General features: G+C 72.3%; 23 protein-coding genes. 10 read left to right on the top strand and 13 right to left on the bottom strand.

Annotated elements, in window-relative coordinates; all coding sequences use genetic code 11:
• Positions 1 to 18: 18 nt before the first annotated feature.
• Positions 19 to 327, bottom strand: coding sequence for a hypothetical protein (locus ACGFXC_RS29535; protein WP_008742356.1), 309 nt, complete (start codon positions 325 to 327; stop codon positions 19 to 21).
• A 382-nt stretch (positions 328 to 709) separates the two neighbouring features.
• Between ACGFXC_RS29535 and ACGFXC_RS29530 the strand changes: the two genes are divergently transcribed.
• Positions 710 to 1,249: a hypothetical protein gene (locus ACGFXC_RS29530; RefSeq protein ID WP_393717813.1), complete on the top strand. Its 540-nt coding sequence runs from the start codon at positions 710 to 712 to the stop codon at positions 1,247 to 1,249.
• A 115-nt stretch (positions 1,250 to 1,364) separates the two neighbouring features.
• Here ACGFXC_RS29530 and ACGFXC_RS29525 read toward each other — a convergent pair whose 3' ends face one another.
• Positions 1,365 to 2,201: a pentapeptide repeat-containing protein gene (locus tag ACGFXC_RS29525; protein WP_393717811.1), complete on the bottom strand. Its 837-nt coding sequence runs from the start codon at positions 2,199 to 2,201 to the stop codon at positions 1,365 to 1,367.
• Positions 2,202 to 2,258: 57 nt separating this feature from the next.
• On the opposite strand from ACGFXC_RS29525, the gene ACGFXC_RS29520 reads away from it, so the two are divergent.
• From ACGFXC_RS29520 to ACGFXC_RS29500, 5 genes are all read left to right on the top strand, one after another.
• Positions 2,259 to 2,867 carry a LysE family translocator gene (locus ACGFXC_RS29520; protein ID WP_393717809.1) on the top strand — a complete coding sequence of 203 codons (609 nt, stop codon included), beginning with the start codon at positions 2,259 to 2,261 and terminating at the stop codon, positions 2,865 to 2,867.
• 96 nt (positions 2,868 to 2,963) lie between these two features.
• The gene (locus ACGFXC_RS29515) at positions 2,964 to 3,758 is read left to right on the top strand and encodes a thioesterase family protein (protein ID WP_393717807.1); all 795 of its coding nucleotides are present in this window, start codon (positions 2,964 to 2,966) and stop codon (positions 3,756 to 3,758) included.
• A gap of 49 nt (positions 3,759 to 3,807) precedes the next feature.
• Positions 3,808 to 5,436 carry a serine/threonine-protein kinase gene (locus ACGFXC_RS29510; protein ID WP_393717805.1) on the top strand — a complete coding sequence of 543 codons (1,629 nt, stop codon included), beginning with the start codon at positions 3,808 to 3,810 and terminating at the stop codon, positions 5,434 to 5,436.
• A gap of 139 nt (positions 5,437 to 5,575) precedes the next feature.
• Positions 5,576 to 6,595 (top strand): NlpC/P60 family protein, encoded by a 1,020-nt coding sequence (locus ACGFXC_RS29505; protein WP_393717804.1) that lies wholly within the window; start codon positions 5,576 to 5,578, stop codon positions 6,593 to 6,595.
• A gap of 200 nt (positions 6,596 to 6,795) precedes the next feature.
• Complete coding sequence (locus ACGFXC_RS29500) at positions 6,796 to 7,482, top strand: phosphatase PAP2 family protein (RefSeq protein WP_393717802.1); 687 nt, start codon at positions 6,796 to 6,798, stop codon at positions 7,480 to 7,482.
• A gap of 183 nt (positions 7,483 to 7,665) precedes the next feature.
• On the opposite strand, the gene ACGFXC_RS29495 is transcribed toward ACGFXC_RS29500, so the two are convergent.
• A complete protein-coding gene (locus tag ACGFXC_RS29495) occupies positions 7,666 to 7,902 on the bottom strand; it encodes a hypothetical protein (protein WP_393717800.1) in 237 nt (78 codons plus the stop codon).
• A 92-nt stretch (positions 7,903 to 7,994) separates the two neighbouring features.
• Entirely contained in the window at positions 7,995 to 8,213 is a 219-nt protein-coding gene (locus ACGFXC_RS29490; protein WP_393717845.1) for a hypothetical protein, read from the bottom strand.
• 141 nt (positions 8,214 to 8,354) lie between these two features.
• Here ACGFXC_RS29490 and ACGFXC_RS29485 point away from each other — a divergent pair, with 141 nt between their 5' ends.
• Complete coding sequence (locus ACGFXC_RS29485; RefSeq protein ID WP_393717798.1) at positions 8,355 to 9,206, top strand: hypothetical protein; 852 nt, start codon at positions 8,355 to 8,357, stop codon at positions 9,204 to 9,206.
• 147 nt (positions 9,207 to 9,353) lie between these two features.
• Complete coding sequence (locus ACGFXC_RS29480) at positions 9,354 to 9,506, top strand: hypothetical protein (protein WP_393717843.1); 153 nt, start codon at positions 9,354 to 9,356, stop codon at positions 9,504 to 9,506.
• A 49-nt stretch (positions 9,507 to 9,555) separates the two neighbouring features.
• Here ACGFXC_RS29480 and ACGFXC_RS29475 read toward each other — a convergent pair whose 3' ends face one another.
• Positions 9,556 to 9,870, bottom strand: a complete 315-nt coding sequence (locus tag ACGFXC_RS29475) for a metal-sensitive transcriptional regulator (protein WP_351826669.1) — start codon at positions 9,868 to 9,870, stop codon at positions 9,556 to 9,558.
• Between the two features lie 194 nt (positions 9,871 to 10,064).
• On the opposite strand from ACGFXC_RS29475, the gene ACGFXC_RS29470 reads away from it, so the two are divergent.
• Together ACGFXC_RS29470 and ACGFXC_RS29465 are read left to right on the top strand one after the other, a co-directional pair.
• Positions 10,065 to 10,685: a DUF47 family protein gene (locus ACGFXC_RS29470; RefSeq protein WP_351826668.1), complete on the top strand. Its 621-nt coding sequence runs from the start codon at positions 10,065 to 10,067 to the stop codon at positions 10,683 to 10,685.
• A 5-nt stretch (positions 10,686 to 10,690) separates the two neighbouring features.
• Complete coding sequence (locus tag ACGFXC_RS29465; protein ID WP_393717796.1) at positions 10,691 to 11,692, top strand: anion permease; 1,002 nt, start codon at positions 10,691 to 10,693, stop codon at positions 11,690 to 11,692.
• Between the two features lie 113 nt (positions 11,693 to 11,805).
• Here the strand turns inward: ACGFXC_RS29465 and pstB are convergent, their stop codons facing one another.
• The 8 genes from pstB to mshD all read right to left on the bottom strand — a co-directional run bounded on the left by pstB (position 11,806) and on the right by mshD (position 21,743).
• A complete protein-coding gene (gene pstB / locus ACGFXC_RS29460; RefSeq protein WP_393717794.1) occupies positions 11,806 to 12,582 on the bottom strand; it encodes a phosphate ABC transporter ATP-binding protein PstB in 777 nt (258 codons plus the stop codon).
• Between the two features lie 30 nt (positions 12,583 to 12,612).
• Positions 12,613 to 13,695 carry a phosphate ABC transporter permease PstA gene (gene pstA, locus ACGFXC_RS29455; RefSeq protein WP_393717792.1) on the bottom strand — a complete coding sequence of 361 codons (1,083 nt, stop codon included), beginning with the start codon at positions 13,693 to 13,695 and terminating at the stop codon, positions 12,613 to 12,615.
• On the bottom strand, positions 13,695 to 14,684 hold the full coding sequence (gene pstC, locus ACGFXC_RS29450; RefSeq protein ID WP_393717791.1) for a phosphate ABC transporter permease subunit PstC: 990 nt from the start codon (positions 14,682 to 14,684) through the stop codon (positions 13,695 to 13,697). The genes pstA and pstC overlap by 1 nt, the downstream gene beginning before the upstream one ends.
• Before the next feature lie 126 nt (positions 14,685 to 14,810).
• Positions 14,811 to 15,953, bottom strand: coding sequence for a phosphate ABC transporter substrate-binding protein PstS (gene pstS / locus ACGFXC_RS29445; protein ID WP_393717789.1), 1,143 nt, complete (start codon positions 15,951 to 15,953; stop codon positions 14,811 to 14,813).
• 684 nt (positions 15,954 to 16,637) lie between these two features.
• Positions 16,638 to 17,573 (bottom strand): CHAD domain-containing protein, encoded by a 936-nt coding sequence (locus ACGFXC_RS29440; protein WP_393717787.1) that lies wholly within the window; start codon positions 17,571 to 17,573, stop codon positions 16,638 to 16,640.
• Entirely contained in the window at positions 17,554 to 19,878 is a 2,325-nt protein-coding gene (locus ACGFXC_RS29435; RefSeq protein ID WP_393717785.1) for an RNA degradosome polyphosphate kinase, read from the bottom strand. The genes ACGFXC_RS29440 and ACGFXC_RS29435 overlap by 20 nt, the downstream gene beginning before the upstream one ends.
• Positions 19,879 to 20,139: 261 nt before the next feature.
• Positions 20,140 to 20,655 (bottom strand): DUF4232 domain-containing protein, encoded by a 516-nt coding sequence (locus ACGFXC_RS29430; RefSeq protein WP_393717783.1) that lies wholly within the window; start codon positions 20,653 to 20,655, stop codon positions 20,140 to 20,142.
• Positions 20,656 to 20,813: 158 nt separating this feature from the next.
• Positions 20,814 to 21,743, bottom strand: a complete 930-nt coding sequence (gene mshD, locus ACGFXC_RS29425; RefSeq protein ID WP_393717781.1) for a mycothiol synthase — start codon at positions 21,741 to 21,743, stop codon at positions 20,814 to 20,816.
• Positions 21,744 to 22,026: the final 283 nt, after the last annotated feature.

The raw sequence follows: 22,026 nt of genomic DNA, 5'->3' as shown, positions 1-22,026 counted from the left end.
CCGGGCCGGGTGGTTCGGCTAGACGGCCATTCCGTAGACGATCGTGAAGAGGGTGCCGAGGGAGCCGATGATGAAGACTCCCGTGAGGCCGGCCACGATCAGGCCCTTGCCCTGTTCCGCGCTGAAGGTGTCGCGCAGGGCGGTCGCGCCGATGCGCTGCTTGGCCGCGCCCCAGATGGCGATGCCGAGGCAGAGGAGGATCGCCACGGCCATGACCACCTCGATCATGACCTTCGCTTCGTTGCCGAGACTGCCGAACGGCCCCCAGTTCGGGGCGATTCCGCCGATGATGGTGGTGATGTCGCCCTTTTCGGCTGCCAGGATCATGTAACTCACCGCCCCTGTATGGGTAGTTCCGGTAGCCCGTGCCCGACGGCAGGGGTCACGCACTATCTTCGCTGATGAAACTGCCGCCGTCGTCGACTTGGCGGCTCTCTTTACCCGATATCACGGCGTGCGCCCCTCTCGCGCGCCCTGACCTGGTCACTCTGTGTATCACGGTGCATGACCCCGGGCAATGATTGTCCGCCCGGTGGGCGCGGGGCCGGGTGCGGGGCGGCCGTTCGGCGCAGTGGAGGGCGTGTCGTTGGGCCGTCCCGCTGATGTTTGTCCGACATTCCGTCAGTCTTTCTATGTTTGCGGTGGATTGGGTGGAGGGTTGCCGTCGTTCGCTGGCTGTGACGACGTGTGATGTGTGAGGAGGAGCCGGATGGGTTCCGTGACGAAGGCGGGTCGGCGCGGGTGGCTGGCCCTGGGGATGGCCGTGCCGCTGGTGCTGGGCTGCGTGGCCGGGCCGGGGGCGGCGGTGGCCGCCGAGCCCGGGGCGGGGTACGCGTACGGGTGCGGGAAGGACCAGGTCGCCCGGGCCGGGGGTGGGTGTACGGGGCCGCGCGGGCCCCAGGGTCCCCGGGGGCCGAAGGGGGACCGGGGGCCCGCCGGTCCGGCCGGGCCGTGCGCCGACATCGACACCGTTTCCGGGGCGGGTGCCTCGGAGTTCAGTGCCGTGCTGAGCCGCGGGAAGGCCTACGTGGGGGCGCGGGCCACGCCGACGAGCGCGTACTACTGGCAGGACCTGACGAGGGCCCGGACGCCGGGGTTCCCGCGGAGCGCGTGCGGGGTGTCCGTGCGGGTGGGGGGCGGGCGGGTGTACGTGAAGGTGCTGACCACCGGCGGGGACGTGTACGAGAACTCGTGCACGACGACGCTGGTGTGCACCTCGGGGTGGACGGCCGTGGTCAAGCCCTACTGAGGTCGCTCACCGTGGTGGGGGCGGGGGCGCGGGGGGCGCACGTGGGCACGGCGGGGGCGGGGCCCCGGTCCCGCACCACCCCGCCGGGCCCCGGCCGCCGTGCCCGCGGGGCCGGTCAGTGCCAGTGGGCGGGGCGGGTGAGGGCCGGGGGGATGCGGGTGGCGGGGTCGCCCTGGGCGGCGTTGAGCTGGGGCTGGGTGAGGAAGAGGGCCTCGCGGAGGTCGGCGCCGCGCAGGTTGGTGTCGCGCAGGTCCGCGCCGATCAGATCGGCGGCGCGCAGGTCGGCGCCGGTGAGGTCGGCGGCGATCAGGCAGGCGCCGCGCAGACTGGCGCCGCGCAGGTCGGTGCCCTTGAGGCGGGCGCCCATCAGGTCGGCGCCGCGGTGGTTCTTGCGGCGGCCCGGGGCCTTCGCGCGGACGAGTTCGCTGGCCCGCAGGAGCAGGGGGTTGACGTCCTGGCGCAGCGCGCCGGTGTCGAGGGCGGTGAGGGTGTCGGCGTCGGCCCGGGTCAGGGCCTCGGTCCGGGTCAGGGCCGTGCGCAGGGCCGGGTGGACCGGGGCGGCGGCGGGGAGGGTGAGGGCCTCGGCGAGGTACGTGAGCAGCTCGTGCAGCTGCCGCATCACGGGGAGGGCCTCGAACATCGCCGTCCGGGTTTCGGGGTGCGCGCGCCAGTCGCGGCCGCCGAAGGTGACCTGGGAGACCTGCTGTCCCGCCCCGAGGCAGTCGAAGACGGTGCAGCCCTGGAACCCGGTGTCGCGCAGGCGGGTGTGGATGCCGCAGCGGAAGTCCTGGCGGAGGTTCTTGCAGGGGGTGCCGGCGGCCTTGTTCACGGCGAAGTCGGTGGACTTGGCGAAGGGCAGGGCGACGCAGCAGAGCGCGAAGCAGTTGGCGCAGTCCGCCCGGAGGACGGGGAGGAGGGGGAGGGGCGGGAGGGCGGGGCGGGGGGTGGGCACCCTCCATTGTTACCGGAGGCCCTTGATCCGTTGGACGGTGGCGGTGAGCATGCCCGCATGACAGAACTGATCGCCGTCGCCCTCATCACCGTGCTCGCGGTGATCAGCCCGGGTGCGGACTTCGCCATGGTCGTCAGGAACAGCTACCTCTACGGGCGGCCCACCGGGCTGTTCGCGGCCGCCGGGGTAGCGGCGGGGGTGCTGGTGCACGTCGGGTACACGATGTTCGGGGTCGGGCTGCTGATCGCCTCGTCCACCGCCCTGTTCACGGCGATCAAGCTCGCGGGGGCCGCGTACCTGGTGTGGATCGGCATCCGCACCTTCCGGGCGCGGGACGGGCTGACGGTGGACCTGGAGTCGAAGTCCGCGCTGGGTCCGCTGGGGGCGCTGCGGTCGGGGTTCTTGACGAACGTGCTGAATCCGAAGACGACGCTGTTCGTGGTGTCCACGTTCACGCAGGTCGTCGAGCCGGGGACGCCGGCGTGGCGGCAGGTGGGGTACGGGCTGTTCATGTCGGCCGCGCACCTGGTGTGGTTCGGGGCGGTGGCGCTGTTCTTCTCGGACGTGCGGCTGCGCGAGCGGATGCTGAGGGCGCAGAAGGCGTTGAACCGGGCGATCGGGTCGGTGCTGGTGGGGCTGGGGGTCGGGCTGGGTCTGGCGCGCTGAGGGCGTGCGCGGGGCCGGCGTGGCGACCGGCCTGGCATCGCGTGGCGCCGGCGTGGGGCTGGTGCGGGGGGTTACCTGTGGGTAGCGTGCGGCGGCATGGATGCTGAGGACGGGTTCTACGCACGGCTCGACGCGGGGCGGTTCGTGGCGGGCGAGGCCACGCGCGGGCCGTGGGACCCGGGCGCGCAGCACGCCGGGCCGCCGGCCGCGCTGCTGGCGCGGGCGGTGGACGAGCGGGCCGGGGCGCGGGAGGACATGCGGATCGCGCGCGTGACGTACGAGATCCTGCGGCCGGTGCCGATCGGCGCGCTGGAGATCACCACGAGCGTGCTGCGGGCGGGCCGGAGCACCGAGCTGGTGGAGGCGGCCCTCACGCCCGAGGGCGGGTCCGGGCCGGTGATGCTGGCGCGGGCGCTGCGGATCCGGGTGGCGGGGGAGCCGGTGCCGGCGGTGACGCCGGGGGCGGTGGTGGCGCCTGCGGTGGAGGCGGTGGAGTCGCCGTTCTTCCCGGTGCCGTGGGAGAAGGGGTACCACTCCTCGGTGGAGGCCCGGTTCGCGCAGGGGTCGTTCACGGAGCCGGGGCCGGGGACCTGCTGGATGCGGATGCGGGTGCCGCTGGTGGCCGGTGAGGCGGTCCGGCCGCTGGACCGGGTGCTGGTGGCCGCCGATTCGGGGAACGGGATCAGCGCGGTGATGGACTTCGGCCGGTTCGTCTTCGTCAACGGGGACCTCACCGTGCACCTGCACCGGCATCCGGTGGGTGAGTGGGTGTGCGTGGAGTCCCGTACGAGTGTGGACGCGGGCGGCATCGGGCTGGCCGACGCCCGGCTGCACGACGAGAAGGGCCCGATCGGGCGCGGGGCGCAGAGCCTGTTCGTGGCCCCGCGCTGAGCCCAACCCCGGTGCCCGCGGGGGGAGTCGGTGTGGCACTCTCGGTCGGGTGGAGGCGCTCAGAGATTCCGATCCCGCGCACATCGGCGCGCACGCGCTGCTGGCCCGGCTCGGCGCCGGCGGGATGGGCCAGGTGTACCTGGGGCGGTCGCCGGGCGGGCGGCTGGTGGCGGTCAAGGTCATCCGGGACGAGATCACCGGGCACCCCGAGGCGCTGGCGCGCTTCCGCCGCGAGGCGGGGACCATCCGCGCGGTGCGCTCCGCGTACACGGCGAACCTGATCGACGCCTCGCTGGCGGAGCCCCCGTTCTGGATCGCCACCGAGTACGTGGCCGGCCCGACGCTCGCCCACGCGGTCGGGCGCGGCGGTGCGTTGCCCGCGGCCACCTGCCGCCGGCTGTTCGCCGCGCTCGCGGAGGGGCTCGGGAGCGTGCACGCGTACGGGGTCACCCACCGGGACCTCAAGCCGCAGAACGTCATCCTGGGCGCGCAGGGGCCGCAGCTCATCGACTTCGGCATCGCGCGGGGTGTGGGCGACACCGTGCTCACCCAGGACGGCCAGGCGCCCGGGACTCCCGGGTACACGGCGCCGGAGGTGCTGCTGGGGGCGGTGGCGGGGGCCGCGGCCGACGTCTTCGCGCTCGGTGCGACGCTGGCGTACGCGGCCACCGGGCGGCCGCCGTTCGGCGGGGGGCCGGCGGCGGGCGTGGGCTACCGGGCCGTGCACGAGCCGGTCGACCTGGCGGGGGTGGAGCCGGAGCTGGCCGCGCTGATCGGGTCGTGCGTGGCGAAGGACCCGGCGGCGCGGCCCGCCCCGGCCGAGGTGGTCCGCCGGTGCGGGGTGCGGGACGCGCTGGTCGACGATCCGCTCTACGCGGGGCTCGGCGTGCTGGGCGAGGCGGTGCCGCTGCACGAGATGCGGACGCGGGGGCCGGGGCTGCCGTCCCCGTCCCCGTCCGCGCCCTCCCCGTCCGGGTCCGGGTGGCGGCGGACGGTGGTGCGGGCCGCCGCGGGAACGGCGTTGGCGCTGGTGGCGGCGGTCGCGGTGTGGCGGCTGCCGTCCGGGGGCGGGGGCGGGGCGCCGCCGGACGGTGCGAAGGGCCCGGCGGCCGGCGCGCGGGCCGGCGCTCCGGGGGCGGGCGGTACGCCGTCGCCGGTGGCTCCGCCGGTCTTCATCCGTCAGACGGCGCCGAACTTCGACGCCTTCGACCCCACGCTGAAGTCCGGCGGCTGTACGACGACGGTGGACGAGACCCCGAGGACGGCCTTCGCGATCTCCGTGACCACGGCGGCCGGTGATCCCGTCCACCAGGTCGCGGCGGGCACGGTGGAGATCGGCTACCGGGTCAAGCAGGCGCCGCCCGACATGCCCCCGTACTACGTGGCCGTCGTCGTGAAGCCGCGGCACGAGGTCGGGCCGGACGGCCGGTCCACGGCGGTGACGGAGAACCGTCAGCTCGGTTTCGTGGCCGAGGCCCGCAACGTGTACGCGGGCGTGGGCACCAAGTGGAAGTACGTCACCTATCCCGACGACTTCTCCATGCTGCTCGACGGCAAGAGGGTCAAGGCGCCCCCGCTCGCGCAGGATCCGGGGGCGTGGACGGTGGTGTTCCGGCACGCGACGTCGGACACCGACCACAAGAGCGTCTGGTGCACGGGGTTCGACAGTGGCCCCTGAGGGGCGTCGGCGTGCCCGGCGGGCCCGCTCCGGGAGGCAATCAATCGGAAGAGCTGACCGGATGGGCCGACAGTAGGGATGATTCGACACGGGTGGCGATTGCTCCGATAAACGCACGTGCATGGAGGAGGGTTGACGGATGCGCAGATTCTGGGTGATCGGCGGGGTCGGTTTCGGGGCGTGCCTGTGCTTCCTGCTCCTGCTCGTGGTCGGCACCTACTCGGCGGCCGCCGGGCTGCAGAGCGGTGCCGGAGGGCGTCTGGCGGGGCTGGTGAAGGGCGCCGTTCCGGGGAAGTACCAGTCCCTGGTGCAGAAGTGGGGCGTGCTGTGCCCGACCCTGACGCCGGCCGTGCTCGCCGCGCAGCTGTACTCCGAGAGCGGCTGGGACCCCAACGTCGTCAGCCCGGCCGACGCGCGGGGCATCGCCCAGTTCATCCCGGGCACCTGGGCCACCCACGGCATCGACGGTGACGGCGACGGCGACCGCGACATCTGGGACCCGAACGACGCGATCCCGTCGGCCGCTTCGTACGACTGCGACCTCGCCCGGTACGTGGGCAAGGTGCCCGGCGACCCGGTCGCGAACATGCTGGCGGCCTACAACGCGGGCCCGGGCGCGGTGCTCCAGTACCGGGGCGTGCCCCCGTACGGCGAGACCCAGGGCTACGTGAAGGCCATCACCACCCTCGCCAAGAGCTTCGAGGCGCCCGTCGGCCGGGTGGCTCCCTCGCAACAGGCGGCCGGGGCGATCTACTTCGCGCAGAAGCAGCTGGGGACCCCGTACCTGTGGGGCGGCAACGGGACGGCCGATCAGGACGGGCGGTTCGACTGTTCGGGGCTGACGAAGGCGGCGTACGAGACGGTGGGGATCGAGCTGCCGCGCGTGGCCAACGACCAGTACAACGCCGGATCGCATCCGTCGCGGGCCGAGTTGCTGCCCGGTGATCTCGTCTTCTTCTCCGACGATCTGACGAACTCCCGTGAGATCAGGCACGTCGGGATGTACGTGGGCGGCGGCTACATGATCAACGCCCCGTACACCGGTGCGGTCATCCGCTTCGACAAGATCGACACGCCCGACTACTTCGGCGCGACCCGGGTGACCAGGGACGGCGCGGAGGCCCTTCCGGAGCGTGCGGCGGCCACCCCGGGCGCCTAGCGACACAGCGTGAAGCGCAGGCCTTGAGCTGCGACGACGAATCACTCTTGGATAACGTTGGAGTGATCATTCGGTGGAGAGTGGAACGTAGCTGCCAGAACGGGCGTTCCATGAGCACGGGGGCTGATCGGCGGGGGGGTTGAAGGGGCGCACACCGCCGTGTGCCCGCAGGGGACTAGGCAGGCAAGGGGCCGCGTCGCATGGCTGGACTCACAACGGGTGGGCCGAATGTGGATGTCGGCCTGCTGTACGAGATCAACGGCCTGGCCCGGCACGCCCCGGGCTGGTTCGACCGCGGCGTCGCGCTCCTCGGCGGCTACGGACTGCCGCTCGCCATGCTCCTTCTGGTGCTGTGGTGTTGGCGCGGGGCCCGGCGCCAGGACGAGACCGCGGCCGCCGAATCCTTCGCCGCCCTCGTGTGGGCACCGCTCGCCGCCGCCATCGCCCTGCTCGTGAACGTGCCGCTGCGCGGGTTCGTGGCGCGGCCGCGGCCGTTCCTCCAGCACGAGGGGCTGGAGGTGCTCGGAGGTCCGGGCGGCGGCTACTCCTTCGTCAGCGGCCACGCCACCTTGCTGATGGCGCTGGGCGTCGGGGTGTTCCTGGCCAACCGGCGGCTCGGGCTCCTCGGGATCGGGCTGGCGCTGGCGGAGGGGCTGTGCCGGGTGTACCTCGGCGTGCACTATCCGACGGACGTCATCGGCGGGTTCGCGCTGGGCACCGCCGTCGTCCTGCTCCTGGCGCCGCTCGCCATGGCCGCGCTGACCCCGCTGGTACGGGCGCTCGCGCGGACGCCGCGCGCGGGGCGGCTGGTACGGGCCGGTGAGCGGGTCGTGGCCCGGCCGGTGGAGCTGGCGCAGCGGCCGGCGGAGAGCGACCTCGCGGCGTAGGCCGTCCCCCTCGGGCCGTGGCGGCCCGGAGCGGTCCGGGAGGGCCGGCTCAGGCCGGGGGCCACAGGGCCAGGAGCGTGGCGGCCAGAAGGCACAGCGCGGCCGCGCCGAAGCAGAGCCGGACCGCGGTCGGGCGGGAGCGGCGCCGGGACGGTGGCCGGGACCGGGACCGGGACCGGGGTCTCATCGGGGGTCGTCCCCGCCGTCCCGGCCGGAGCGGTCCGCGTCGTCCCGGCGGTAGCGGGAGCGCAGCCACAGTCCGGTGGCCACGGCCGCCGCGGTGGTGACGCCGATGGCCAGGGCCACGTCGCCGGGGCCGTCCGCGGAGCCCACGGGCCGGGCCCAGGCCGCAGCGGCGGGGGTGAACGCGATCAGCAGGGCCCAGAGGAGGGCCGCGAGGCGGGGTGCGGTTCCTGGCATGACTCCAGGGCAGCCGCTCCCGCGCCGCCCGGCCACCCGGGCCGTCCGAACGGGCGACACGCCCGGCCGCGGGGTACGGGCCCGGGCGGCGGCTACCCCGCCGCGTGGCCGGTGGCGTCCTTGCGGGCCAGGTCGCGGGAGCGGCGGGCCGGGCCGGTCCAGCCGCAGCTGCAGACGGCCAGGCAGAAGGAGCCGCGTTCCGCGGTGCTCGTGTGGTGGCCGGGTGGTGGCTGGGGCGGCTCCGCGGGGTGACGCGGCAGCGGAACGGCGGTAACCGGAGGGGCCGGGGTCGCTTTGGTGTGCGGATCCACGCCTCCACCGTACCCGGTCCGGTCCGGTGGGGGACGGGTCCCGGACAGCGGTCGGCCGTGACGGGAAACCCCGGACCTCGTTAAGCGGAGCGGGTGGGGGCCTCGGGCAAACAGCGGTCACGCGTTGGGGGTTGGCAGGCGATGGTGGTGCACCAGCACAGGTGGCGGCGGCGCAGGCGCGCGGGCGAGGCGGTGCTCGCGGTCTGCGTCGCGGTGACCGTCGCCGGCCTCGGCGGATGCGGGGCCGCGAGCGGTACGGGAACCGGGGCGGCCGACGACCGGCCGCCCGCGGACCCCCTCGCGGCCGTCCGCGGGGCGGCCGACGCGCTCACCGCCACCGGGAGCGCCCGGGCACGTACCGCGATGGAGATGGCCACCGGCGGGACCGTGGTCACCATCCGGGGAGAGGGCGGCGTCGATTTCCGCAAGCGGATGGGCCAGCTGCTGGTGATGCTGCCCGCCGACGTGACCGGCAAGCCCGAGCACCGGCCCATCACCGAGCTGCTCGTCCCCGGCGCGCTCTACATGAAGAACCGGGGCGCCGGGGTGCCCGACGACAAGTGGGTCCGCCTCGACACGGCCGCCCTCTCCGACGGGAACCTCGTCACCGGCGGGGCGACCGATCCGCTGGCCGCCGCCGAGCTGCTGCGCGGGGCGCGGGAGGTGACGTACGTGGGACGGACCGAGGTGTCGGGCACCGCCGTGCGGCACTACCGGGGCACGACGGACATCGGGCGGGCCGCCCAGAGCGCCTCGCCGGGGATCAGGGGAGCGCTGGAGGCGGCGGCGAAAGGGTTCAGCAAGGACAGCGTGCCGTTCGACGCGTACCTGGACGACGAGGGCCGCCTGCGCAAGGTCAGGCACCGCTTCAGCTACGTCAAGAATGGCGTGATCGATGTCTCGTCGACCACGTTGCTGTACGGGTTCGGGACCCCGGTGAGCGTCGTATTGCCCGCAAGCGGTGACATTTACGCCGGGAAGATCGCCGACTAGGCGGTGTGGCGGGCCCGGACGGTGCGTCCGGGCCATGGACCCGCTATCCGGAAATGGTCCATCCGTGTCATGCGCGGCACGGCGTGCGATCCCTACGCTGGGGAGCCGAGCGCCGACGGGCGAAGGCGGCAGAGAGAGGTGACACGCGTGACTCCCGCAGGCGGTACGACGGTGCAGGACCTCGTGGCGCTCGCCGAGATCGAGCTCTGCGGTGAGCTGATCATCGCGGCCTCGGCGGCGGTGGAGGAGCGGCTGAGCCAGGACCGGATCGACGAAGTGCTGATGGCCATCTGCCTCTAGGGGCGCGGACGCCGCCGCCGGGGGCACCGCCCCCGGACCCCCGCGTTCCTCAGGTGCGCAGCAGGCGGGCGATGGCCTTCGTGGCTTCCTCCACCTTCGCGTCGATCTCCGTACCGCCCTTGACGGCCGCGTCCGCGACGCAGTGGCGCAGGTGTTCCTCCAGGAGCTGGAGGGCGAAGGACTGGAGGGCCTTCGTGCTCGCCGAGACCTGGGTGAGTATGTCGATGCAGTAGACGTCCTCGTCGACCAGCCGCTGGAGGCCGCGGATCTGGCCCTCGATCCGGCGCAGCCGCTTGAGGTGCTCGTCCTTCTGGTGGTGGTAGCCGTGGACGGCTCCGGAGCCCTCCGTCTCGATGGTCGTCATACGTCCTCCCGTGGTCCGGAATGAGGGATACATACCCCTCATGGGTATAGGGTACTGGGCCGCGGTCCGCTGGACAGGGGTCCGTGACGCCCACTGTGCCCGATGGAGGACACTGGGGAACCGCCGGTTAGCCGTGGCCGGGGGATGCGCCTAGCATCAGCCTGACCGAATCCAATGCACCCCGAGGACCTCACGTGCGATTTCGTCTGACCCCCAGGGAGACGAGCTTCTACGACATGTTCGCCGCATCCGCGGACAACATCGTCACGGGCTCCAAGCTCCTGATGGAACTGCTCGGAGCGGATCCCTCCGCCCGGGCCGAGATCGCGGAGCGGATGCGGGCGGCGGAACACGCGGGGGACGACGCCACCCATGCGATCTTCCACCAGCTGAACTCCTCCTTCATCACGCCGTTCGACCGCGAGGACATCTACAACCTCGCGTCGAGCCTCGACGACATCATGGACTTCATGGAGGAGGCCGTCGACCTGGTCGTCCTCTACAACGTCGAAGAACTTCCCAAGGGCGTCGAGCAGCAGATCGAGGTACTGGCGCGGGCGGCGGAACTGACCGCCGAGGCCATGCCCCACCTGCGCACCATGGACAACCTGACCGAGTACTGGATCGAGGTCAACCGGCTGGAGAACCAGGCGGACCAGATCCACCGCAAGCTGCTCGCGCAGCTCTTCAACGGCAAGTACGACGCCATGGAGGTGCTGAAGCTCAAGCAGATCGTCGATGTGCTCGAAGAGGCCGCCGACGCGTTCGAGCACGTCGCGAACACGGTGGAGACCATCGCGGTCAAGGAGTCCTGAACCTCGTGGACACCTTTGCTCTGATCGTGACCATCGGTGTCGCGCTCGGCTTTACCTATACGAACGGCTTCCACGACTCGGCGAACGCCATCGCCACCTCCGTGTCGACCCGGGCCCTGACCCCTCGGGCGGCGCTGGCGATGGCCGCGGTGATGAACCTCGCCGGCGCCTTCCTCGGCAGCGGGGTGGCGAAGACGGTCAGCGAGGGCCTGATCGCGACGCCCCACGGCAACCGGGGGATGTGGATCCTCTTCGCCGCGCTGGTCGGCGCGATCGTCTGGAACCTGATCACCTGGTACTTCGGTCTGCCTTCGTCCTCCTCGCACGCCCTGTTCGGCGGCATGGTGGGCGCGGCCCTGGCCGGCGGGACGGAGGTCATCTGGTCCGGGGTGGTCGACAAGGTCGTCATCCCGATGTTCGTCTCCCCGGTGGTCGGCCTCGTCGTCGGTTACCTGGTGATGGTCGCCATCCTGTGGATGTTCCGCCGGGCCAACCCGCACAAGGCCAAGCGGGGCTTCCGGATCGCGCAGACCGTCTCGGCGGCGGGCATGGCGCTGGGCCACGGCCTCCAGGACGCGCAGAAGACGATGGGCATCGTCGTGATGGCCCTGGTCATCGCCGACGTGCAGGGCGCGGGCGACGAGATCCCGATCTGGGTCAAGATCGTCTGTGCCGTGATGCTGTCGCTGGGCACCTACGCGGGCGGCTGGCGCATCATGCGCACGCTCGGCCGGAAGATCATCGAGCTGGACCCGCCGCAGGGCTTCGCCGCGGAGACCACCGGTGCCTCGATCATGTTCGGCTCGGCCTTCCTCTTCCACGCGCCGATCTCCACCACCCACGTGATCACCTCGGCGATCATGGGCGTGGGCGCGACCAAGCGCGTGAACGCGGTCCGCTGGGGCGTGGCGAAGAACATCATCCTCGGCTGGTTCATCACCATGCCGGCCGCGGCCCTGGTGGCGGCGATCAGCTTCTGGATCGTGGACCTCGCCTTCGTCTCGTAGCGGCGTCCGTACGAAAGCGGGCCGGCTCCCCCCACCCAGGGGGAGCCGGCCCTTTTCTTTCGCCTTGCGGTGGCACCGCCATGCAGCACCGCAGGACGTTCCTCACATCCCGGTCAGCCGAAGCGGCCCGAGATGTAGTCCTCGGTGGCCTGGACGGACGGGTTGGAGAAGATCCGGTCCGTGTCGTCGATCTCGACCAGCTTGCCCGGCTGGCCGACGGCGGCCAGGTTGAAGAAGGCGGTGCGGTCGGAGACGCGGGCGGCCTGCTGCATGTTGTGCGTCACGATGACGATCGTGAAGCGCTCCTTCAGCTCGCCGATCAGGTCCTCGATGGCGAGGGTGGAGATCGGGTCCAGGGCGGAGCAGGGCTCGTCCATCAGCAGGACCTGCGGCTCGACCGCGATGGCGCGGGCGATGCACAGGCGCTGCTGCTGGCCGCCGGAGAGGCCGGAGCCCGGCTTGTTCAGGCGGTCCTTGACCTCGTTCCAGAGGTTGGCGCCCTGGAGGGACTTCTCCACGATGTCGCTGAGCTCGGACTTCTTGTAGCTGCCGTTCAGGCGCAGGCCTGCCGCCACGTTGTCGAAGATCGACATGGTGGGGAAGGGGTTCGGGCGCTGGAAGACCATGCCGACGGTGCGGCGGACCGCGACCGGGTCCACGCCGGTCCCGTACAGGTTCTCGTCGTCCAGCAGCACCTTGCCCTCGACGCGGCCGCCGGGGGTGACCTCGTGCATGCGGTTCAGGGTGCGCAGGAAGGTGGACTTGCCGCAGCCGGAGGGGCCGATGAAGGCGGTCACGGAGCGGGGTTCCACGGTCATCGAGATGTCATCGATGGCCTTGTGGGTGCCGTAGAAGGCGGAGAGGCCGCTGACGTCGATTCGCTTGGCCATGAGGGGTCACTTCGCTTTCATGTGGTCGCGTCAGCGACCGGTCTTCGGGGCCTTCCAGCGGGCGATGCCGCGGGCCACCAGATTGAGGATCATGACGAAGGCGATCAGTACGAGCGCTGCGGCCCAGGCACGGTCGTAGGAGGCGTCACTGCCGACCTTGTACTGCTCCCAGATGTACAGCGGGAGGGAGGACTGAGCACCTTCGAAGGGGTTGCCGTTGATCAGCTGGGAACCGAAGACCAGCAGCATGATCGGCGCGGTCTCACCGGCGATGCGTGCCACGGCCAGCATGACGCCGGTCGAGATGCCGCCGATGGCCGTGGGCAGGACGACCTTGAGGATCACGCGCCACTTCGGCACACCGAGGGCCAGGGCGGCCTCGCGCAGCTCGTTCGGGACGAGCTTGAGCATCTCCTCGGTGGAGCGGACCACGACCGGCATCATCAGGATCGACAGGGCCATCGAGCCGGCGAACCCGGAGGGGCCGAAGCCCAGCATCAGGTTCCACGTCGTGAGGATGAACAGGCCCGCGACGATGGAGGGGATGCCCGTCATCACGTCGACGAAGAAGGTGACGGACCTGGCGAGCGAGCCCTTGCCGTACTCGACCAGGTAGACGGCGGTCAGCAGGCCGATGGGGGCCGCGATCAGGGTGGCCAGGGCGACCTGCTCGATCGTGCCGAGCAGGGCGTGGTAGACGCCGCCGCCCTGGTCGAAGCTGGTCACGCCGTTCATCGAGTGACTGAGGAAGGCCCCGTCGAGGACCTTCAGGCCGCGGCTGACCGTGGTCCACAGCAGCGAGAGCAGCGGGATGACGGCGAGGACGAAGCAGACCCACACGACGGAGGTGGCGACGCGGTCCTTGGCCTGGCGGCGGTTCTCGATGACCGCGCTGGCGGTGTACGTGATGACGACGAAGAGCAGCGCGGCGAGCAGGCCCCACTGGATCTTGCTGTCGAGGCCGGCGACGGCACCGATGCCGGTACCGAGGGCGATCGACAGGACGCCGATGCCGGCGGGGGCCCAGCGGGGCAGACCGCCCCGGGTGAGGCTGGTGGGGGCTGCGGACTTGCGGGCCCCGACGGGGCGCTGGTCCTGGAGTGCGTGGCTCATCAGGCGTTCGCCCCCGAGAAGTCCTTGCGACGGGCGATGATCAGGCGCGCGGCGCCGTTGACCAGCAGGGTGAGCAGGAAGAGGACCAGGCCGGAGGCGATCAGGGCGTCGCGGCCGAACTCGTTGGCCTCGTCGAACTTCGCGGCGATGTTCTGCGCGAAGGTGCCGCCGCCCGGGTTCAGGACGTGCAGCGAGATGAGGAAGCTCGGGGAGAGGACGGTGGCCACGGCCATGGTCTCGCCGAGGGCGCGGCCGAGGCCGAGCATGGAGGCGGAGATGACGCCGGAGCGGCCGAAGGGCAGCACCGACATGCGGATGACCTCCCAGCGGGTCGCGCCGAGGGCCAGGGCGGCTTCCTCGTTCATGCGCGGGACCTGGAGGAAGACCTCGCGGCTGACGCTGGTCACGATCGGCAGGATCATGATCGCGAGCAGGATGCCGACGGTGAAGAGCGAGCGGGCGACGCCGACCTGGGTCTTCTCGAAGACGTAGGTCCAGCCGAGGAACTCGTCGAGCCAGAGGTTCAGCCCGTTCAGCTGTGGCACGAGGAAGAGGGCGCCCCAGATGCCGTAGACGATCGACGGCACGGCGGCGAGCAGGTCGACCACGTAGGCGAGGGGGGCGGCCAGCTTGCGCGGCGCGTAGTGCGAGATGAACAGGGCGATGCCGACGGCGATCGGAACCGCGATGACCATCGCGATGATCGAGCTGACGACGGTGCCGAAGAGCAGGACGGCGATGCCGAAGACGGGGGGCCTGGCGGACGCGTTCCAGTCGAAGGTGGTGAGGAAGTTCCCCTCGTTCTTCGACAGGGCGATGCTGGCGCGGTAGGTGAGGAAGACGGCGATCGACGCCATGATCACCAGGAGCAGGATGCCGGAGCCCTTGGAGAGCCCGGCGAAGACCTTGTCACCGGCGCGGCCGGTGGACCTCGTGCTCTTGGAGACAGGCGGAGCCTGGTCTATCTGGGTGGGTGTGGTGGAAGCCATGGTCTTTCCGGTCTGTGTGGGGGGCAGGCCCCCTGGCGGCGGTGCACCGGATCCCCCCGGGTGGAGGGGGAGGTTCCCGGGTCCGGTCCGCCCCGGACGGGGGGCGGACCGGACCTCGGGTGACTACTAGGACAGCGACTTGACGACTTCGCGGACCTTGGCGTTGATCTCGGCCGGGATCGGGGCGTAGCCGTTGTCGGAGAGGACCTTCTGGCCCGAGTCCGAGGCGGTGTAGTCCAGGAAGGACTTCACGGTGCCCAGGGTCTCGGCCTTGTTGCCCTTGTCGCAGACGACCTCGTACGTGACCAGGACGATCGGGTACGCGCCCTCGGCCTTGGTGGTGTAGTCGAGCTTCAGGGCCAGGTCGGAGCCGGTGCCGGCGATCTTGGCGGCGGCGATGGCCTTCGAGGCGTTCTCGGCGCTGGCCTTGACCGGGGTGCCGGCGCCGGTGTTGACGTCGACCGTCTTGATGCTCTGCGAGCTGGCGTAGGAGAGCTCGAAGTAGCCGATCGCGCCGTCGACGGCCTTGACCTGGGAGGCGACACCGGCGGAGCCGGAGGCGGCCTGGCCACCGGGGGCCGGCCACTTCTTCGCGGCCTCGTAGGTCCAGGCGTCGGGGGCGGCGGCCTTGAGGTACTTGCCCAGGTTCTCGGTGGTGCCCGAGTCCTCGGAGCGGTGGAAGGCCTGGATGGCGGTGGAGGGGAGCGTGACGCCGGGGTTCAGCTTCTTGATCGCCTCGTCGTCCCACTTCTTGATCTTGTCGTTGAAGATGTTGGCGATCGTGGCGGCGTCGAGGTTCAGCTTGTCGACGCCGGCGACGTTGAAGCCGAGGGCGATCGGGCCGCCGACCATCGGCAGGTTGATGCCCTGGCCGCCGGTGCAGACCTTCTTCGAGTCCTCGACCTGCTCGGGCTTGAGCGCGGAGTCCGAACCGGCGAAGCCGACGGTGCCCTGGTTGAAGGCGACGATGCCCTCACCGGAGGAGGAGGACTTGTAGTTCACCTCGACGCCGGAGCAGGCGGCCATGTAGTTCTTCACCCACAGGTCGACCGCGTTCTTCTGCGCGGAGGAGCCGGAAGCGAGGAGCTTGCCCTTGGCGCCGTCGCACTTGATGTCGCCCGGGGCGGGGGCGGAGGCCTTCGGGCTGCTGCCACCGGCGTCGGTGTTGGTGTTGTCGTCCGAGCCGCACGCCGTGAGGACCAGGGCGCCGGACACGACGAGGGCCCCGAGGGCGGAGGCACGAAGCCGGTTCTTGCGCTGAAGCTTCACTTTCGGGTGTTCCTTCCGAGGAGCCGCCGGCCGCTTTCTGGTTTCGGGGCGGCGTGCGAAGAGGACTACGGGGTTGCGCGGGGCCGCCGCCTTCGTTTCCGAAGCGGCTCGCACCTTGCAGTACTGAAATTAGGCAGAACAGGTGAAGCCGTCGACCGCGCTTGGTGAACGGGGGGTGAACCGTGGCGGACGGCCCGGTGTGGATGGGGTGGTTTGTACCCGGACGTAATCGGGCGTTATCCGCCCGTTATCCGCCCGTGACCTTCTCCTGGCCGTCGCTGGGGTGGCCGGTTTTCGCCCCCCCCCGGGGCTCGGCCCCGCCGGCGTTTGAGGCGCGGGCGCGGAGCGCCGTGTGGTGACGGGTCCGGGCGGAGCCCGGGGAACGGTGGAAGGGCGGGTAGGGGACCCCGCCCCGCGCAGCGGCGCACGTGTGCCCGGGCGGGTACGGCCCCGCCCCGCGCGGCGGTGTAGGTGCCCGCACGCGGGGGACGGGGGACCGCCCCCGCCCGGCGGGCCGGCGGACGGAGTCCGGCGCAGCGGCGCGAAGCCGATGAGGCCCGCCGGGGCCGAGGTGTGCGAGCGGGGCGTTCAGGAGCGTGGCCCCCCGGGGCCGAGGTGTGCGAGCGGCGCGTTCAGGAGCGTGGCCCGCCGGGGCCGAGGTGTGCGAGCGGGGCGTCAGAGAGGTCAGAGCGCGGCCGGCAGGGGGTGCCAGAGGTGGTGGAAGGAGAGGCGGGCGGCCAGGGCGGCGTGACGTTGGTCGGCGTGCAGGACGCCGAGGGCGTAGGCGGTGGCCGGGGCGATGCGGGGGGTGCGGGCCGCCGTCGCCGAGGCGGTGGCGGCTTCGGAGGCGTCCCGGTGCCGGTCGAGGGCCTCGCCGGCCGCGGCGAGCCGGCCCACGTCCTCGCCCAGCGCCTCCCGCGCGTACCGGTGCACCCGCAGGAGCCGGCGCACCTCGTGCCAGGCGCCGTCCTCGTGCGCCGAGTACGGGGTGCTGTCGCGGGCGTCGGGCAGCGCGTGCAGGGCCTCGTCCAGGCGCCCGCCGGCGACCGCCGCCAGCGGGACGAGGACCTCCCCGACCTTCCCCCGCGCCGCGACGGCGTCCAGCGGGACCTCCGAGGCCAGGACCGCGACGGCGTCCGCCACCGCGTGGAAGCGGGACGAGCCGAGGGCCTGGAGGGTCGCCGAGTGGGCCCGGGTGCGGGCCAGCGTGAGCTGCCGCTCCAGCAGGGCCCCCGCCCGCGCGGAGCCCACCGTGAGCGCCCCGGCCGTGCCCCGGGGTGCCGGGACCTCGGGGGCGGCCGACAGCCGCTGCAGGGCCTCCATGAGGCGGGACAGCCGGGCGGCGTACGCGTGCTCGTCGGCCAGCGTCGAGGACAGCCAGACGAGCTCGGTGCGCAGGGAGTCCGCCCAGGCGGACTCCGTCACCACCCGGAAGGTGCTCAGCGAGCCGGCGATGCGCCGCGCGGCCCCCCGCAGGCCGCGCGCCGCTTCGCTGCTTTCCGCCGCGTCGGACCCGCTCTCCTCGTGCACGCGCAGTCCCCGCAGGAACGCGGTGGCCTGGGAACGCAGGTAGACGCCGAGCACGTCACCTGCGGTCGGGTCATGGTTTGGCTGAGCCACGCCGGCGCCTCCGGGCGTCTATGAGCATCTCCTGTACGTGCCGCAGCGGCTGGCCCTCGGCGTCGGTGCTGTGCCGGGTCCATTCGCCGTCCGGTCCCAGGTGCCAGGAGGAGGTGTCGTCGGACATGCCGGTCTCCAGCATCCGGTCCAGGGCCGCGCGGTGGGCGGGGTCGGCGACCCTGACCAGTGCCTCGATGCGGCGGTCGAGGTTGCGGTGCATCATGTCGGCGCTGCCGATCCACACCTCGGGTTCGCCGCCGTTGCCGAAGGCGAAGACCCGGGAGTGCTCCAGGAAGCGGCCGAGGATCGAGCGGACCCTGATGTTCTCCGACAGCCCCGGCACGCCGGGCCGCACGGCGCAGATGCCGCGGACCCAGATGTCGACCGGTACGCCTGCCCGGGCGGCCCGGTAGAGGGAGTCGATGAGGGCCTCGTCGACGATCGAGTTCATCTTGAGCCGGACGTAGGCCGGGCGGCCCAGCCGGTGGTGCTCGGCCTCCTTGTCGATGCGAGAGATCAGTCCGTCGCGCAGGGACTTCGGTGCGGTCAGCAGACGGCGGTAGGTCTCGCGCCGGGAGTAGCCGGACAGCCGGTTGAAGAGGTCGGAGAGGTCCGCGCCGACCTGCGGGTCGGCGGTGAGCAGGCCGAGGTCCTCGTACAGGCGGGCGGTCTTGGGGTGGTAGTTGCCGGTGCCGACGTGGGAGTAGCGGCGCAGCGTGTCGCCCTCCTGGCGGACGACCAGCGAGAGCTTGCAGTGGGTCTTCAGCCCGACCAGTCCGTAGACGACGTGGCAGCCGGACTCCTCCAGCTTGCGCGCCCACTTGATGTTGGCCTGTTCGTCGAACCGGGCCTTGATCTCGACGAGGACGAGGACCTGCTTGCCGGATTCCGCGGCGTCTATCAGGGCGTCGACGATCGGGGAGTCGCCCGAGGTGCGGTAGAGCGTCTGCTTGATCGCGAGGACGTCCGGGTCGGCGGCGGCCTGTTCCAGGAAGGCCTGTACGGAGGTGGAGAAGGAGTCGTACGGGTGGTGGAGCAGGACGTCGCGTTCGCGCAGCGCGGCGAAGATGTCGGGCGCGGAGGCGGACTCGACCTCGGCGAGGTCGCGGTGGGTGCCGGCGACGAACTTGGGGTACTTCAGCTCGGGCCGGTCCAGGGAGGAGATCCCGAAGAGGGCCGTCAGGTCGAGCGGGCCGGGCAGCGGGTAGACCTCGGCGGCGGAGACCTTCAGCTCCTGGACGAGGAGGTCCAGGACGCCGGGGTCGATGGACTCCTCGACCTCCAGGCGCACGGGCGGGCCGAAGCGGCGCCGCATGAGCTCCTTCTCCAGGGCCTGGAGGAGGTTCTCGGCGTCGTCCTCCTCGACCTCCAGGTCCTCGTTGCGGGTCACGCGGAACATGTGGTGCGCGAGCACCTCCATGCCGGGGAAGAGCTCCTCCAGGTGCGCGGCGATGACGTCCTCCAGCGGGACGTAGCGCTGCGGGGAGGCCTCCAGGAAGCGGGAGAGCAGCGGCGGCACCTTGACGCGGGCGAAGTGCCGGTGGCCGCTGACCGGGTTGCGCACGACGACGGCGAGGTTCAGCGACAGCCCCGAGATGTACGGGAAGGGGTGCGCGGGGTCCACGGCCAGCGGGGTGAGCACCGGGAAGATCTGGTTGCGGAACAGGGTGAAGAGGCGGGCCTGCTCCTTCTCGGTGAGGTCGGGCCACCGGATGAGGTGGATGCCCTCCTCGGCGAGCTGCGGGGCTATGTCCTGCTGGTAGCAGGCGGCGTGCCGGGCCATGAGTTCGCGCGAGCGGGTCCAGATCAGGTCCAGCACCTCACGGGGCTGGAGGCCGGAGGCCGAACGGGTGGCGACACCGGTGGCGATGCGGCGCTTGAGGCCGGCGACGCGGACCATGAAGAACTCGTCGAGGTTGCTCGCGAAGATCGCGAGGAAGTTGGCGCGCTCCAGCAGCGGGGTGTTCGGGTCCTCGGCAAGCTCCAGCACGCGCTCGTTGAAGGCCAGCCAGCTGCGCTCCCGGTCGAGGAAGCGGTTCGCGGGCAGCTCGCCGCTCTCGTCCTTGTCCTCGTAGGCGTCCAGATCGGCGTCCAGGTCGGGGTCGAGGTCGACGTGGGGCCGGTGGGCGGCTATGGAGCCGATGCGGGCCCTGGTGCGGGCCGTCTGGGCCTGGGCCTCCGCTTTGACCTGGGCCGGGGTCTGGCCCGTGGGGCGGGTCAGGGCGGAGGCGGGGGCTGCGGGGGACGGGTGCTGGGCGGGTACCTCGGTGGGGCCCGCGGGGCTCGCGCTCGGCTGGTGGCTCATGACTCCATTCTTCCGCGCACGGGGCAAGACAGGCGCGTCGGAAGTGTCGGCCGTCAGTCGGAGTCGGGGCTGCATGTCCGGAGACTGGCAAGCGTGTCTGAATGCCCGGTTAATGGCGTATGGCTTCCAGGGTCAGGCTGGCGCACGGTTCCCCCGGCCGGGCGACGGCGGCTCCCGGGGCGCGCCCGGGGGTGTGCTCCGGCGCGCGGGGCCCGTCCGGGGGTCTGGTGTCCCGGCCGGGCCGGGGCGGGCCCGGGGCGGTCAGGCGCCCGGGAGGACCGGGCCGACGAGGGTGCCGGGGGCGACCTCCATCATGCCCTCGGCGAAGGACGTGCCGGGGATCGCTCCGTCCGGGGCGCGGAGCGTGAAGGAGACTTCGTCCGCGGGGACCTGGCGGGCGTCGTCGGGAACCTGCACGTCGAAGTGCACCGGGTGGCCGGGGCCGAAGGTGACCGCGGTGTGCTGGTCGCCGTAGTGGCCGGCGGTGACGGGGGACGGCGCGCCGTGGCGGGAGAACCGGACGTCGGCCGGGGAGCCGGCCAGGCGGCAGGAGTCGTACCCGCGCGGCGCGGTCAGGGTGACGCGGTAGTGGTGGTGGCCCGCGCTGGCGGGCGCCGCGGTGATCTCGGCCTTGTGGTTGGCCGGACGGCAGGCGGAGGGGGCGCCGCCGCCCCGCGCCGCCGGTGCGGCCGGGGCGGCCTGGGCGACCGCGGGGGCCGCGGCGGCGGCCAGCAGGACGGCGGCGAGGGCGACGGCGGTCGTGCGGGGGGTGCGCATGGGAGCTCCTTGGCTTGCTCGACGGCCCCGGGGGCGTGCTGCGCCGGAACCACGGTCGCTACGACCTGTTCCCCGCCGGTGGCGCCGGGAATGTCCCGAGATCGTCACGGTGGTACCGGTCGTCCCGGTACCGCCGTGACGATCTCGCGCCCGCGTCCTCAGCTCTCCGTGCGGTACATCAGGTCCACCTCGTGGGTGGTGAAGCCGAGGCCCTCGTAGACCGCCAGGGCCGCCGGGTTGTCGGCGTCCACGTAGAGCATCGCCGTCGGCAGGCCCGCGGCGGCCAGGTGGTGCAGGCCGATGGCGGTGAGCGCCTTGCCGAGGCCGCCGCCCTGGGCGCCCGGGCGGACGCCGACCACGTAGACCTCGCCGAGCCGCTCCTCCGCGTGGACCTTCGTCCAGTGGAAGCCGACCAGCTCGCCGTCGCGCTCCGCCAGGAAGAACCCCTTCGCGTCGAACCACGGCTGCGCGATCCGGTCGTCCAGGTCCCGCTGCGTCAGCGAGCCCTGCTCGGGGTGGTGGGCGAAGGCGGCGGCGTTCGCGGCGAGCCAGGCGGTGTCGTCCTCGCCGGGGACGAAGGGGCGCACGGTGACGCCGGGCGGCAGGGGCGGCTCCGGCAGCGGGGCGGCGTCCTCGCCCAGGGGCCGCCGCAGCTGGCGCAGTTCGCGGAAGAGGGTCAGGCCGAGCACCTGGGCGAGGTGCCGCGCGGCGGACTTGCCGCCGTGCGCCCACACCCGGATCCGCTTGCCGGAGGCGTTCAGCAGGGCGGAACCGAGCGCCCGGCCGTGGCCGCGGCCGCGCAGCGCGGGGTGCACGACGAGCTCGGCGGCGGGGGCCTCAACCGGGTCGGTGTCCTCCAGTTGCCCGTATCCGGTGAGCCGTCCGTCGGCGGTGAGGAGGAAGTGGCGGATCCCCTCGCGCGGGCCGCCGCGCAGCTGGAGGCGGCCCTGTTCGGAGACGGCGGTGGTGCCGTCGGTGCGGGCCGCTTCGTGGATGAGGGCCAGTACGGATACGGCCTGTTCCTCCGTCAGCTCGTCGAGGATCTCAATCTGCCGTCCCGGCTCCTGGGCCGCTGCTGCGTCAGTCATGCCCCGAGCCTACGACCGCGGCCGGGGGACGGGGCGTCCCGCGGTGCGGGTGGGCGGAGGTTCCCGGCGCGTTCCCGTGGTTTGCCGTGCTTTCCCGGCGGCTCCCGGCCGCTCCTGGACGCGTCCGGGACGCATCCTCGACGCGTCCGCGACCGGCCGGCGACGGCTCCCCGGCCGGTCGCGGGCCCCCGCGCGTAACCAGCTCGCAACCCGATACCCCCTGTCGTGCTACGCGCGTTGACCATAGGCTGCGGCGGACCTCCCAAGTTGTCTCGCTGTCCAC

The organism is Streptomyces sp. NPDC048507 (assembly GCF_043199995.1).
Lineage (GTDB): Bacteria > Actinomycetota > Actinomycetes > Streptomycetales > Streptomycetaceae > Streptomyces.
This window is presented reverse-complemented; position numbering and strand designations above follow the sequence as displayed.